Source organism: Bradyrhizobium sp. FW305-F6 (assembly GCF_058782905.1).
The window spans coordinates 1847213-1861532 of sequence record NZ_JBYSYD010000002.1; the positions used below are offsets into that span (position 1 = coordinate 1847213).

11 protein-coding genes are annotated in these 14320 nt (G+C 63.9%); 4 read left to right on the plus strand and 7 right to left on the minus strand.

Going from position 1 to position 14320, the window contains the following annotated elements:
- Nucleotides 1–71: 71 nt before the first annotated feature.
- Nucleotides 72–1331, minus strand: a complete 1260-nt coding sequence (urtA, locus tag AC3WLX_RS20060) for an urea ABC transporter substrate-binding protein (RefSeq protein ID WP_492337247.1) — start codon at nucleotides 1329–1331, stop codon at nucleotides 72–74.
- A gap of 171 nt (nucleotides 1332–1502) precedes the next feature.
- On the opposite strand from urtA, the gene AC3WLX_RS20065 reads away from it, so the two are divergent.
- Together AC3WLX_RS20065 and AC3WLX_RS20070 are read left to right on the plus strand one after the other, a co-directional pair.
- A complete protein-coding gene (locus AC3WLX_RS20065) occupies nucleotides 1503–4874 on the plus strand; it encodes a hybrid sensor histidine kinase/response regulator (protein ID WP_492337248.1) in 3372 nt (1123 codons plus the stop codon).
- Complete coding sequence (locus tag AC3WLX_RS20070; RefSeq protein WP_492337249.1) at nucleotides 4858–5784, plus strand: response regulator; 927 nt, start codon at nucleotides 4858–4860, stop codon at nucleotides 5782–5784. Before AC3WLX_RS20065 ends, AC3WLX_RS20070 begins: the two co-directional genes overlap by 17 nt.
- Before the next feature lie 240 nt (nucleotides 5785–6024).
- On the opposite strand, the gene AC3WLX_RS20075 is transcribed toward AC3WLX_RS20070, so the two are convergent.
- Together AC3WLX_RS20075 and AC3WLX_RS20080 are read right to left on the minus strand one after the other, a co-directional pair.
- Nucleotides 6025–7527 (minus strand): flavin-containing monooxygenase, encoded by a 1503-nt coding sequence (locus AC3WLX_RS20075; RefSeq protein WP_492337250.1) that lies wholly within the window; start codon nucleotides 7525–7527, stop codon nucleotides 6025–6027.
- A 126-nt stretch (nucleotides 7528–7653) separates the two neighbouring features.
- On the minus strand, nucleotides 7654–8400 hold the full coding sequence (locus AC3WLX_RS20080; RefSeq protein ID WP_291618913.1) for a S1 family peptidase: 747 nt from the start codon (nucleotides 8398–8400) through the stop codon (nucleotides 7654–7656).
- 100 nt (nucleotides 8401–8500) lie between these two features.
- Here AC3WLX_RS20080 and AC3WLX_RS20085 point away from each other — a divergent pair, with 100 nt between their 5' ends.
- Nucleotides 8501–9136 carry an HAD-IA family hydrolase gene (locus tag AC3WLX_RS20085; RefSeq protein WP_291618915.1) on the plus strand — a complete coding sequence of 212 codons (636 nt, stop codon included), beginning with the start codon at nucleotides 8501–8503 and terminating at the stop codon, nucleotides 9134–9136.
- 112 nt (nucleotides 9137–9248) lie between these two features.
- On the opposite strand, the gene mtnA is transcribed toward AC3WLX_RS20085, so the two are convergent.
- From mtnA to AC3WLX_RS20105, 4 genes are all read right to left on the minus strand, one after another.
- Complete coding sequence (gene mtnA / locus AC3WLX_RS20090) at nucleotides 9249–10355, minus strand: S-methyl-5-thioribose-1-phosphate isomerase (RefSeq protein WP_291618917.1); 1107 nt, start codon at nucleotides 10353–10355, stop codon at nucleotides 9249–9251.
- An 18-nt stretch (nucleotides 10356–10373) separates the two neighbouring features.
- A complete protein-coding gene (locus AC3WLX_RS20095) occupies nucleotides 10374–11249 on the minus strand; it encodes an S-methyl-5'-thioadenosine phosphorylase (protein WP_291618919.1) in 876 nt (291 codons plus the stop codon).
- A gap of 122 nt (nucleotides 11250–11371) precedes the next feature.
- Entirely contained in the window at nucleotides 11372–12139 is a 768-nt protein-coding gene (ubiG, locus tag AC3WLX_RS20100; protein ID WP_291618921.1) for a bifunctional 2-polyprenyl-6-hydroxyphenol methylase/3-demethylubiquinol 3-O-methyltransferase UbiG, read from the minus strand.
- Between the two features lie 14 nt (nucleotides 12140–12153).
- Nucleotides 12154–12621 carry a PH domain-containing protein gene (locus tag AC3WLX_RS20105; protein WP_291618924.1) on the minus strand — a complete coding sequence of 156 codons (468 nt, stop codon included), beginning with the start codon at nucleotides 12619–12621 and terminating at the stop codon, nucleotides 12154–12156.
- Between the two features lie 149 nt (nucleotides 12622–12770).
- On the opposite strand from AC3WLX_RS20105, the gene AC3WLX_RS20110 reads away from it, so the two are divergent.
- A complete protein-coding gene (locus tag AC3WLX_RS20110; RefSeq protein WP_291618925.1) occupies nucleotides 12771–14027 on the plus strand; it encodes an aspartate kinase in 1257 nt (418 codons plus the stop codon).
- Nucleotides 14028–14320 lie beyond the last annotated feature (293 nt).

Consider the following 14320-nt stretch of genomic DNA (forward strand, 5'->3'; position numbering starts at 1 on the left):
GATCCACGCCAGGGAGCGGTTTGCCTTGGAGAAAGTGCGGCGGGCGCCGCGTCTCTTACGGGTAACGCTTCTTACTGGTAGCCCTTGGGGAACGGATCCGGCTCGACGAGATCGGCCGTCTCGTAGATCAGCTCGAACTGGCCATCGAGCTTGGCGCGGCCCACCCGGGTCTTCGACCAAAGGTGATGGTTCTCGTGGATGCGCACATAGCCTTCCGGCGCGCCCTTGAACTCGACGTCCTTAGAAGCCGCGGCAATCTTGTCGACGTCGAAGGAGCCGGCCTTCTCGACCGTCAACTTCCACAGCCACGGGCCGAGATAGGCAGCCTGGGTGACGTCTCCGATCACGGTCTTCTCGCCCCACATCTTCTTGAAGGCCGAGACGAAAGCCTTGTTGTTGGCGTTGTCGAGCGACTGGAAGTACTTCATGCAGGCATAGGCGCCCGCGATGTTCTCGCCGCCGATGCCGTCGATCTCGTCCTCGGTCACCGAGATCGTCAGCAGCGCCTGCTTGGAAAGATCGATGCCGGCAGCCTTGAGCTGCTTGTAGAACGCGACGTTTGAGCCGCCGACGACGTCGGTGAAGATCACGTCCGGCTTGGTCAGCTTGATCTTGTTGATCACCGAGTTGAACTGGGTCGAGCCCAGCGCATAGTATTCCTCGCCGACGACCTTACCCTTGAGCACGTTCTCGACGTGCTTGCGCGCGATCTTGTTCGAGGTGCGCGGCCAGATGTAGTCAGAGCCGATGAAGAAGAAGGACTTGGCACCCTTCTCCTTGGCGATCCAGTTCAGGCCCGCCAGAATCTGCTGGGTCGCTTCCTGGCCGGTGTAGATCACGTTCTTGGATTGCTCGAGGCCTTCGTAGAAGGTCGGGTAGTAGAGCATGCCGTTGTACTGCTCGACGACCGGCAGCACCGCCTTGCGGGAGGCCGAGGTCCAGCAGCCCATGATCGCCGCAACCTTGTCGTTGACGAGGAGCTTCTTGGCCTTCTCGGCGAAGGTCGGCCAGTCGGATGCGCCGTCCTCCTGGATGAACTTGATCTTGCGGCCGAGCACGCCGCCCGCCGCGTTGATCTGCTCGATCGCTAGCTTTTCGGCCTGGATCGAGCCGGTCTCGGAGATGGCCATGGTGCCGGTCGCCGAATGCAGGATGCCGACCGTCACTTCGGTGTCGGTGACGGCGAGACCCGTGGTGTTGACCGCCGAGGTCGCCGGGGCCTGCGCAAATGATCCCCGCGGCAGCATCGTCATGGCCGGCACGGCGGCCATCCCCAGCAATAATTTGCGCCGAAGCGGCGACAATACGCCCTTGTTTGCTTCGTCCGACATGAGCACCCCCACTTTTTGTTCGAGAACACGCGATTGGTGCCGTGAGGATGGCTCGGATTTGGGGGCCGAAGCATACGTGAGATCGCGTATACTGCACCGCAAAATGCCGACGTAGGCTTTTGGTACGGAAATTGCGAGGGCTCCGGGCCGGTATCGGAAGTGGGGTAAAGCGTGGCAGGGCGGCAGCGAATAGACCGCGTCAGGCGCCAGTACAACCAATGGGTCGCCAACCAGACGCTGGAAGACTATGCGCTGCGCTTCACCGCGAAGAGCGCGCGGCGCTGGTCGGCCGCCCGGGTCGCCAACACCGCGCTGGGCGCGATCTCGTTCCTGGCAATGGAGGCGATCGGCGGCACCATTACGCTGAACTATGGGGTCACCAACGCGACTGCCGCGATCCTCGTGGTCTCCCTCATCATCTTCTGCTGTGGGGTGCCGATCGCCTATTATGCCGCTAGATGTGGCATCGACATCGACCTGCTCACGCGGGGCGCCGGCTTCGGCTACATCGGCTCGACGGTGACCTCGCTGATCTACGCCTCCTTCACCTTCATCTTCTTCGCGATCGAAGCCGTGATCATGGCGTCCGCGCTCGAGATGTGCTTCGGGATCCCGCGTCCGATCGGCTATCTCATCAGCGCCGTCGTCATCATCCCGCTGGTGGCCTACGGCATCACGCTGATCAGCCGGTTCCAGTTGTGGACGCAGCCCCTGTGGGTGATCCTTCACATCATTCCGTTTGCCGCGATCGCCTGGCACAACCCGAACTCATTCACGGAATGGCGCAAGTTTTCGGGCGAGCACGGCGATCTCACCGGGCATTTCGACCTGTTGCTGTTCGGCGTCGCAGCCTCGGTGGTGTTCTCGCTGGTCGCGCAGATCGGCGAACAGGTCGACTTCCTGCGATTCCTGCCGCGCGACCGTCGCGCCTCCAGGATCTCCTGGTGGGTGGCGATGATGAGCGCAGGACCGGGCTGGATCGTGCTCGGCGCGCTGAAGCTCCTGGCAGGCTCGTTTCTCGCCTTCTTCGCGCTCAGCCACGGCGTGCCTCCCGAGGAGGCCGCAGAGCCGGCGCATATGTATCTCGAAGCGTTCCGCTATGTGCTGTCGCAGCCCGAGCTCGCGCTGGCGCTGACCGGCACCTTCGTCATCCTGTCGCAGGTGAAGATCAACGTCACCAACGCCTATGCCGGCTCGATCGCCTGGTCGAACTTCTTCTCGCGCCTGACCCACAGCCATCCAGGGCGCGTGGTGTGGCTGGTCTTCAACGTCATCGTGGCGCTACTGCTGATGGAGATCGGCGTCTACAAGGCGCTGGAGCAGACGCTCGCGCTTTATTCCAACGTCGCGATCGCGTGGGTCGGCGCGCTGGTGGCCGATCTCGTCGTCAACAAGCCGCTTGGATTGCGGCCGCAGCAGATCGAGTTCAAGCGCGCACATCTCTACGACGTCAATCCGGTCGGCGTCGGCGCCATGACGATCGCAACCATCGTCTCCATCAGCGCCTTCTACGGCCTGTTCGGACCTACCGCGAAGGCGCTGTCGGCCTTCATCGCACTCGCAGTGGCGTTCCTCGCCGCGCCGTTGATTGCCTGGGCCACGGACGGCAAGTACTACATCGCGCGCAAGCCGAAGCGGAGCTGGCAGAACCTCGAAGCGATCCAGTGCTGCATCTGCGAGCATTCGTTCGAGCCTGAGGACATGGCCTCCTGCCCCGCTTACGCCGGTCCGATCTGCTCCTTGTGCTGTTCGCTGGATGCGCGCTGTCACGATCTCTGCAAGCCGCACGCACGAATCCAGGCGCAGGTGTCGGAGACGCTGGGCAGACTGATGCCACAGCCGATCTACGCCCGCATCAACTCGCAGCTCGGCCACTATATCGGCGTGTTCGTGGTCTCCGCCGGCCTCGTCGCGCTGGTGCTGGGCCTGATCTATCTGCAGACGTCGGCGAGCGTGCATGGCGACAACGCGATCGTTTCCGACGTGCTCTGGAAGGTGTTCTTCTCGCTCAGCATCATCATCGGCGTGGTCGCGTGGCTGTTCGTGCTGGCGCAGCAGAGCCGTCGCGCCGCCGAGGCCGAGACGCGGCGGCAAACCACGCTGCTGATCCAGGAGATCGACGCCCACAAGCGCACCGATGCCGAGCTGCAGCGTGCCAAGGAGGTCGCCGAATCCGCCAACCTCGCCAAGAGCCGCTATGTCGTCGGCCTGAGCCACGAGCTGCGCTCGCCGCTGAACGCGATCAGCGGCTATGCCCAGTTGCTGGAGCAGGATGCGACGCTCAGCACCAAGCCGCGGGACCAGGTCCGCGTCGTCCGCCGCAGCGCCGACCACCTCTCCGGCCTGATCGACGGCATCCTGGACATCTCCAAGATCGAGGCGGGGCGGCTGTATCTGTCGCGCGACGAGGTGCGCTTGAGCGAATTCCTCGACCAGCTCGTCGGGATGTTCCGCCTGCAGGCCGCTGCGAAGGGTATCGACTTCGTGTTCCGGCGGCCGTCACACCTGCCGCGCGTGGTCTATGCCGACGAGAAGCGGCTGCGCCAGGTGCTGATCAATTTGCTCTCCAACGCGATCAAGTTCACCCAGTCCGGCAGCGTGCAGTTCGTGGTGCACTACCGCAGCCCGGTCGCGGAGTTCGAGGTGATCGACACCGGCCCGGGTATCCGGGCCGATGATCTCGAGCGCATCTTCGCGCCGTTCGAGCGGGGGGCGCTCGGCGTCTCGCAGCCGCAGACCGGCACCGGCCTCGGGCTCACCATCAGCCGCCTGCTCGCGGGCGTCATGGGCGGCGACATCAAGGTCACGAGCACGGTCGGCACCGGCTCGACCTTCAAGGTCAAGATCCTGCTCTCGGAAGTCATCAATCCACAGCGCATCGCGCCGGTGGAGGCGCCGGTCTCCGGCTATCACGGTGCGCGCAAGACCATCCTCGTCACCGACGATGATCCCGTGCATCGCGATCTCCTGCGCGAGGTGCTGACGCCACTCGGCTTCATCCTGCTCAGCGCGCCAGACGGCGCGGGCTGCCTTGCGCTGGCGCAGCATTGCCGGCCCGATCTGTTCCTGCTCGACATCTCGATGCCGGCCATGGACGGCTGGGCCGTCGCGGAGGCCTTGCGCGCGAACGGCCACCATCAGGCGCGCATCCTGATGGTGTCGGCAAGCGCACTCGAGGCCCACGGCGCGCCGCTGGCGCAGCCCTTCCACGACGGATACCTGATGAAGCCGATCGACATCCCGCGGCTGCTGGAGACGATCCGCCAGTTGCTCAAGCTCGAGTGGCAATACGGCTCAGGCGAAGTGGCCGTGCCACTCTGGCGTCCCGAGACCGGGTCGAGGCCGCCGCAGCGGCACATCGAGGCGCTGATCGGACTGGGCCAGATCGGTTACTTCAAGGGCATCCAGCTGAAGCTGGACGAGATCGGTAGCGAGCACCCTGAACACGCCGACTTCGTCGCGCAGATGCGGTCGCTGGTCGATCGCTTCGATCTCGACCAGTACATGGCCACATTGAAGACGTTGCATGCTTATGAGCATTGAAGCGAAGAAGCGCGACGTCGCGCTCGTCGTCGACGATTCCCCGGAAACATTGCGGCTGCTCACCGACGCGCTCGACGGCGCCGGCATGACGGTGATGGTGGCGCTCGACGGCGCCGCCGCGATGCGCATCGTCGACCAGATCACGCCCGACATCGTGCTGCTCGATGCCGTGATGCCGGGCATCGACGGCTTCGAGACCTGCCGCCGGCTCAAGCGCGATGCCGGTCTCGCCAATGTCCCCGTGATCTTCATGACGGGCCTTGCCGAAACCGAGCACATCGTGCGCGGATTGGAGGCCGGCGGCGTCGACTACGTGACCAAGCCGATCGTGATCGAGGAGATGCTGGCGCGCATCCGCGTCCATCTCGGCAATGCCCGGCTGACCCAGAGCGCGCGCACCGCGCTCGATGTCTCCGGCCGCTTCCTGTTCGCGGTCAATCGCCACGGCAACGTGCTTTGGGCGACGCCGCAAGCGCAGAAGCTGCTATCCGACCATCACGGTGCGCAGGCCGAGGACTTCGTCCTGCCGCCAGCGCTGCTGCAATGGCTGGAGCAGGCCAAGGCCAAGGGCAGCGCGAAGTCACAAGCAGTCTCTCTGCCCGACAATCCACAACTGCGGCTCTACTACATGGGCGAGACCGCGCCGAACGAGTTCCTGCTACGGCTCTCCAGGGAATCCGGCACTGCGCTGCCGCCTGAATTCAGCAGCGAGCTCGGCCTCACCACCCGAGAGGGCGAGGTTCTGGCATGGCTCAGCAAGGGCAAGACCAACCGCGACATCGCGCAAATTCTGGGCCTCAGCCCGCGCACGGTCGACAAGCATCTGGAGCAGATCTACGCCAAGCTCGGCGTGGAGAACCGGACGGCCGCCGCGGCGATCGCGGCGAATGCGACCAGGCGGAATTCGTGAGCGGCTCTGCGGGTGAGTTGGTACGCCCCTTCGCCTAACGAATGGTGTCGTCCCGGACAAGCGCGCCTCAAGCGCGCGCCGATCCGGGACCCATACCCACAGGGAGATGTTGGGCGAAGGCTCGGAGCGGCCAGCCCGCTCCATAACCACTCCCTGTGGCTATGGGTCCCGGGCTAGCTTCGCGCCCCGGGACGACAGCGGGGTGTGGGGTGAACGTCGCCACCCGTTACATCGACATCTTCAACTATACACAAACGCCCTGTCGTCGAGATCCGTCTTCGGGATCTCGTCCTTTTCGGTCCAGTAGTCCTGGCTGTGCTGCCACTCCGGCTTGTCGCCGCGCTTGGGCAGCAGATCCATGTTGCGCATCATGTAGCCGGGGTTGAAGTTCTCCGGATCGATCCAGGGCAGGATCGGCATGTTGTGGTCTTCGGGGCGCAGCTTGACCTCGACCTTCCTGGCACCTTTCGCCTTCATGTGCCCGAGCAGCCGGCAGACGAAATCGGCGACGAGATCGACCCGCAGCGTCCAGCTGGCGCGGAAATAGCCGAACACCCAGACCATGTTGGGCACGCCCGTGAACATCATGCCGCGGTAGGTGACGGTGTCGCCGAAAGCCAGCGGCTTGCCGTCGATTTCGAAGGCGATGTCGCCGAGCGCGGCGAGGTTGAAGCCGGTCGCAGTGACGATGATGTCGGCCTCGAGCACCTTGCCCGATTTGAGCTGGATTCCGTTCTCGACGAAGCATTCGATCTCGTCGGTCACGACCGAGGCCTTGCCGCTGGCGATGCCCTTGAACAGGTCGGCATCCGGCACGAAGGCGATGCGCTGCCGCCATGGCCGGTATTTTGGCGTGAAATGGGTCTCGACGTCGTAGTCCGGGCCGAGGATGGCGCTGATCTGGCCGATCAGCTCCTTCTTGACCTGCTCGGGCTTGGACACGCAGAGCTTCGTGAACGCATCCTGCTCAAATAGTATCTTTCGCCGCACGATCTCATGGATCCATGTTTCGTCGACCTGAAGCCGGCGCAATTCTTCGGCGATCTCGATGGCGTTACGGCCGAGCCGAAAGTAGGTCGGCGAGCGCTGCAGCATGGTGACATGCGCGCATCGGTCCGCGATGTTCGGCACCAGCGTTGCCGCCGTTGCGCCCGAGCCGATCACGACGACCTTCTTGTTCGCAAGATCGATATCATCGGGCCAGGTCTGGGGATGGACGATGCGGCCCTTGAAGCGGTCCATGCCCTTCCACTCCGGCATATAGCCTTCCGAGTGGCGATAATAGCCCTGGCACATCCAGAGGAAATTGGCGGTGAAGGTCCTGGGCTCGCCGGTGTCAGTCGTCACCGCCTCGATGGTCCAGAGATTCTGCTCGCTCGACCAGCTGGCGGAATTGATCTTGTGCTTGTAGCGGATGTGGCGCGCGATATCGTTATCGTCGATCACCTCTTTCATATAGGAGAGGATTTCCTCAGCGGTCGCAATCGGCGGGCCGACCCACGGCTTGAAGCTGTAGCCGAAGGTGTGGAGGTCGCTGTCGGAGCGAATGCCGGGATAGCGATGTGTGCTCCAGGTGCCGCCGAACGTTTCCTGCGTCTCCAGGATGACGTAGCTCGTGCCCGGAAGCTGCTTCTGGATGTGATAGGCGCTGCCGATGCCGGAGATGCCGGCGCCGACGATCAGCACGTCGAAATGTTCAGAAGCCTGTTTGGCCGTAGCGTGACTGCGAACAGCGACATTCATTGTTGCTTCTATGCCTTGCTTGTTTTTGTGGCCGCCCTTGACCGGACGGCGCGTTTCCTCCGCGACTGGCATGATCACCCGCCGCGCTTCCGCTTCAAAATGACATAGATCAAGCCGCGGTCCAAATCACAGCGCCGCACCCCAGCTCCGCGCGGTCTGCAAGATCCAGTCGCGATAGAGCGTCAGGGGCGTCACACCGGTCAACCCGCCGCAGCCGTCGCCGGCGTTCGGTCCCGTCGCCCAGCTGATGACCCCGACAAGCACGGCTCCGTTCGGCTTGTCCTCGAACACGGGGCCACCGGAATCGCCGGTACAAGCTCCAATTCCGTCGCGAACACCGTTGGTTACGGGATCGACCAGGCGGATCTGAAGCGTGCCGGGCTGGCCCGTGACGACGAGGCCCGCGACGCGTGTGGCCCCGCCGCTCCTGCCATCACCGCGTATGGTGACCCCAGTACCGGCGATGACGAAGCGGCTACCGACCCGGATCGGAATTTGCGGCGTGCCGACCGGCACCGTCGATTTTCCCTTAAGTGGAATTTCCAGCTGCAACAGCGCCACGTCCGCACCGGCGCGATGTACCTGCGCTTTGTAGCCCGGATGGATCGCGATGGCGCGAACGTTCAGTAGTTGAGGCTCGCCTCCGCTGCGATCGACGATCTTGTAGTCCGCGCCCGCAGGCACGCAGTGCGCGCCGGTCAGTACGATCTTCGGCGCGATCAGGGTGCCCGTGCAAGAATTGCCGCGCGAGCCGACGATGGTGACGACGGCGCGCGCGACACCATCGGCCTGCGGCGTACCGCCGCCGACGATGGCATGAGCGGGTGTGGCGAGCAGCAGCGCAGTCGTGATGAACGTGGCAAGCTTCTTCATGGGAACACGTGTCGGATCGGCGGCGGCGGAACGCTTCGGACTGGCCCTTGCCGATAGCGCATGCTAGCCCTCTTGGAAAGGAATTGACGAGGGCGGAATATTGACGATTGAGGCTGTGATCTTTGATTTTGGCGGCGTGCTGACGAGCTCGCCCTTCGAAGCGTTCACGCGGTTCGAGACCGAACGCGGCCTGCCCGCCGACATCATCCGGCGCACCAACGCCGCCAATCATTTGGAGAACGCCTGGGCCAGGTTCGAGCGGGCTGAGGTGGATATCGAAACGTTCGATCGCCTGTTTGCCGAGGAGTCGCTGGCGCTCGGCGCGGAAGTGCGCGGCCGCGACGTGCTGCCGCTGCTGCAGGGCGATCTGCGTCCGGAGATGGTCGAGGCCTTGAAGCGCATCAAGGCGCAATTCAAGACCGGGTGCATCACCAACAACCTCCCTGCCAATGCGATCGGCAGCCTGACAGGGCGCTCGCTCTACATCGCCGAAGTCATGGTGCTGTTCGACCACGTCATCGAATCCGCCAAGATCGGCCTGCGCAAGCCCGACCCGCGCATCTACCAGCTGATGGTGGAGACGCTGAAGGTCGATCCGAACAAGTGCGTCTATCTCGACGATCTCGGCGTCAACCTGAAGCCCGCGCGCGAGATGGGCATGACCACGATCAAGGTGACGAGCGGCGCGCAGGCGATCGCCGAGCTCGAGAAGGCGACGGGGCTGAAGCTGGGATAGGCACCTCGTCGTTGCGAGGCACGATGCCGTAGGGTAGGCAAAGCGAAGGCGTGCCCACCACAAGCAGATGGTGGGCACGGCGCTTCAGCGCCTTTGCTCACCCTACGTGGGGCTACTCTGCCGCGGTCGCAATCCGCTCCGGAAACGCCGCCGCCAGCGACGCGCGATCCGGCTTCAACACGCCGCGCTCGGTGATGAGACCGGTGACGAGCCGTGCCGGCGTCACATCGAAAGCATAGTTCGCGACCGGCGAGCCCTCAGGCACGATACGTACCGTCTCCAGTCTTCCGTCCGCGGTGCGCCCGGTCATATCAGTCACCTCCACCGCGCTGCGCTGCTCGATCGGGATGTCACGGATGCCGTCATGAACGGCGAAATCGATCGTCGGCGACGGCAGCGCGACGTAGAACGGCACCCCGTTGTCGTGCGCGGCGAGTGCCTTCAAATAAGTGCCGATCTTGTTGCAGACATCGCCGTTGGCGGCGACACGGTCGGTGCCGACGATGGCGAGATCGACCATGCCGTGCTGCATCAGATGGCCGCCGGTATTGTCGGCGATCACCGTGTGCGGCACGCCATGATGGCCGAGCTCCCAGGCTGTCAGCGAAGCGCCCTGGTTGCGCGGGCGTGTCTCATCGACCCAGACATGGACCTTGATGCCTCGCTCATGCGCGAGATAGATCGGCGCGGTCGCCGTGCCCCAGTCGACGGTGGCGAGCCAGCCGGCGTTGCAATGCGTCAGCACGTTGACCGGGTCGCCCGGCTTCTTCGCCGCAATCGCCTCGATCAGCTTCAGGCCGTTGCCGGCGATGCCGCGGTTGATCTCGACGTCCTGCTCGACGATCTCGTCGGCCCGCGCATAGGCGGCTTCCGCTCGTTCGATTGGGTCGATCGGCGCCAGCGTCGTGCGCATCTCGTCCAGCGCCCATTTCAGATTGATCGCGGTCGGCCGCGCCACGACAAGCGTGTCATAGGCCCGTTTCAGCCCGGCGTCCGAGGCATCCTCGCGCATGGCGAGAGCCATGCCGTAAGCCGCCGTCGCGCCGATCAGCGGCGCGCCGCGCACCAGCATGTCGCGGATGGCAACGGCCGCATCCTCGCAAGAGGTCAGGCGCGCGACGATGAACTCGTGCGGCAGCCGGCGCTGATCGATCGCGCCGACCGACCAACCATCACGCTCGCGCCAGATGCTGCGGAAATGCTTGCCGTCGACCTTCATGGCATTCGGCCTTTCGTCTCAACTACGCAGGATACGCCCCGCGACCGCATCGAGCTTCTTCAGAAGCTCCGGATCGCGCGCCTCGGGCGCGGTGATCAGCGCGGTGTCGAGCGCACGGTCGGAGCCGATCGGGCATGGCTCGTGCTCGCGCGGAAAATCCTTTGCCAGCCGCGCCACCAACGCTTTGGCCTTGTCGGCGTTGGACGTCAGCACGCGGATGATGTCCTGGACGGTGACGGCGTCGTGATCGGGATGCCAGCAATCGAAATCCGTCACCATCGCGACGGTGGCGTAACAGATCTCCGCCTCACGCGCGAGCTTGGCCTCGGGCATGTTGGTCATGCCGATCACGGAATAGCCTGATGTCTTGTAGGTCATGCTTTCCGCGTAAGTTGAGAATTGCGGCCCTTCCATGCAGACATAGGTGCCGCCGCGCGCGACCGCGATGCCCTCGGCTTCCGCGGCCGCGGCCAGATGGATGCGCAGCCGCGGCGAGACCGGATGGGCCATCGACACATGGGCGACGCAGCCGCGGCCGAAGAACGAGCTCTCGCGCTTGTGGGTGCGGTCGACGAACTGGTCGACCAGAACGAAGGTCCCGGGCGGCAGTTCCTCTTTGAAGGAGCCGCAGGCCGAGAGCGAAATCAGGTCGGTGACGCCGGCGCGCTTCAGCACGTCGATATTGGCGCGGTAGTTGATGTCGGAGGGCGACAGCCGGTGGCCCTTGTCGTGCCGGGGCAGAAACACGATCGGCAGGCCGGCGATGGAGCCGCGCCTTACCGGAGCCGACGGCTCGCCCCAGGGACTTTTGATCACGTCTTCGCGCGCATCCTCGAGGCCCGGCAGGTCATAGATGCCCGAGCCGCCAATGATGCCCAATACCGCCTGCGTCATGCCCGCTCCACCCTGTCCAACGCATGTGACAGGGTAACGCTATGCCAGTTTTGCGGCGGATTTGGAACGGGGTGCAGGGTGGCGCTGTGAGCAGAAGTGACGCCGCCCGGCGCACCTCCGTCTCACACCATCCCTTCGGCGACCACCATGTAGTTCACGTCCATGTCGGACGAAAGGGACCATTTGTCGGCGAAGGGTGAGTAGACGACGCCGGTCTGCTCGGTGACGACGAGGCGGTTGTCGAGCAGGTGCTTTGCGAGCTCGTCGGGGGTGACGAATTTGTTCCATTCGTGGGTGCCGCGCGGCAACCAGCGCAGCACATATTCGGCACCGACAATGGCGAGGGCGAAGCTCTTCCAGTTGCGGTTCAGGGTCGAGACCACCATCAACCCGTTCGGCTTCAGCATCGAGGCGCAGCGCTTCAGGAAGACGCCGACGTCGGTGACGTGCTCGACCACCTCCATCGCCAGCACGATGTCGAAGCGCTCGCGCGGATCGATCTCCTCGACCGTGGTGCAGCGATAGTCGATCGGCAAATGGCTCTTGTCGGCATGCAGCTTCGCCGCGGCGATGTTGCTTTGGGAAGGATCGATGCCGATGACCTGCGCCCCCAGGCGCGACAGCGGCTCGCACAACAGGCCGGCGCCGCAGCCGATGTCGAGCACGCGCAGGGACCCGAGGCAGTTGAGGCTGCGCACGTTGCGCTCGAACTTGCGGCAGGCGGCGTCGCGGATATAGCCGAGCCGCAGCGGATTGATCCGGTGCAGCGGCGCCATCTTGCCCTTGGGGTCCCACCACTCCGCCGAGAGCTTTGAAAATTTCGCGATCTCGGCGGCGTCGACGGTCGAGCCCGGCTGGGCGGTGGCGGAAATGTTTTGCTGCATGCTCATGATTGCGCGCGGTCCTACCGCGTTGTGATCGAACTACGGAAGGCGAGCGGCGAGGCGATGGTCCTGATCGTCTCCATCCCCTCCCCGACGCCACGAATCGTCACGTCGCCGTAGTTGAGAATACGTCCAAGAATGGTCTGGTCGACGTCGACGCTCTCGACCTTGTCCAGCGCCATCTCGAAGGTCCGGCGCTTGATGAAGCCGGTCTTGTGCACGACCCTGAGGTTGGTGACGTCGGTCTCGGTGGTGAAGCGATGGAACCAGCCTTTGATGGTCCAATACAGGGCTGCCAGAGCCACGAGACCTGCGGCCCCGAGGCAAAGCAGGACGAGCCAGTCGACCATCGCCTGCCGCGACAGGATGAACAGGGCGAGAGCCACAATCCAGGCCAGGATGGCCGGAAAGTAGAAAATCCAGTGCGCATTGGTCGAATACAGCACCCGCTCGCCGGGCTGCAGGATCTCGTCGATGTAACGCGCCATGACCTCGGTTAACCCACTACCCACCTGCCCCCGCAGGAACCCGCTTGCCCCCGGCCCCGGCGCTATGTATACGCGCGGTCGGTGTCCGCGAGGCAGCCGTCCAGTGCGGGTCACCATACTGATCCTTATGAAGGAATGCACGCGTCGTCATGAGCCGCCTCGTGATGAAATTCGGCGGCACGTCCGTCGCCAATATCGAACGGATCCGCAACGTCGCACGCCATGTGAAGCGTGAGGTCGATGCCGGCCATGAAGTAGCCGTGGTCGTCTCGGCGATGGCCGGCAAGACCAACGAGCTGGTCGCCTGGTGCACCGAGGCCTCGCCGATGCACGACGCGCGCGAATACGACGCCGTCGTCGCCTCCGGCGAACAGGTGACCTCGGGTCTTCTTGCCATCGTGCTCCAGGGCATGGGCATCCAGGCCCGCTCCTGGCAGGGCTGGCAGATCCCGATCAAGACCAGCGACGCCCATGCCTCGGCCCGGATCGAGGACATCGACGGCAGCGAGATCATCAAGCGCTTCAGGGAGCGCAAGGAGGTCGCGGTCGTTGCCGGCTTCCAGGGCATCAATCCCGAGACCAATCGCATCACCACTCTCGGCCGTGGCGGCTCCGATACCTCGGCCGTGGCGATCGCCGCCGCCGTCAAGGCGGACCGCTGCGACATCTACACCGACGTCGACGGCGTCTACACCACGGACCCGCGAATCGTGCCGAAGGCCAAAAGGCTCGACAAGATCGCGTTCGAAGACATGCTGGAACTGGCCTCGCAGGGCGCCAAGGTGCTCCAGGTCCGCTCGGTGGAACTCGGCATGGTCCACAACATGCCGATCTTCGTCCGCTCGAGCTTCGACAAGCCCGAGGATATCGACCCGCATGCCAACCAGCCGCCCGGCACGCTGATCTGCAGCGAGGAGGAGATCATGGAAAGCCACGTCGTCACCGGCATCGCCTTTTCAAAGGACGAGGCCCAGATCTCGGTGCGCCAGATCGAGGACAAGCCGGGCGTGGCCGCCTCGATCTTCGGACCGCTGGCGGATGCCAACATCAATGTCGACATGATCGTGCAAAATGTTTCCGAGGACGGCAAGACCACCGACCTCACCTTCACCGTGCCGGCCGCGGACTACACCCGCGCGAAGGATACGATTACCGCCGCCAAGGCCAAGATCGGTTATGCCCGCCTCGACACCGCCACCGATGTCGCCAAGATCTCGGTGATCGGCAGCGGCATGCGCAGCCATGCCGGCGTCGCCGCCCAGGCGTTCTCGGCCCTCGCCGGGCGCAATATCAACATCCGGGCCATTACAACCTCCGAGATCAAATTCTCGGTCTTGATCGACACCGCCTATACCGAGCTTGCGGTGCGCACCCTGCACACGCTCTACGGCCTCGATCAGGCTTGAAGCGAGCCCGGCCGGAAAACCGCTTTGCGCTTTCCGGACCATGCCTGGGCTAATTTTCTCTTAGCGGTCGCAGCAAACGCTTGGGTGTACACACCTTCGCGTTTGGCAGGCGTTTTGCTTGGCAAAACAAGCCTCAATTCGCTATACGGCGGACAGGGTGGGCTGCCGCAGACTGTGTCCCAGTTCAGGCGGCGCTGATTCGGTACAATCGCTAAATCTCAAGTAGATTTGGACTTGTGCCTGCGCCGGACAAGCAATTCGGTTGTTTTTCTGGAATTTTGGGCCAGCCGCCG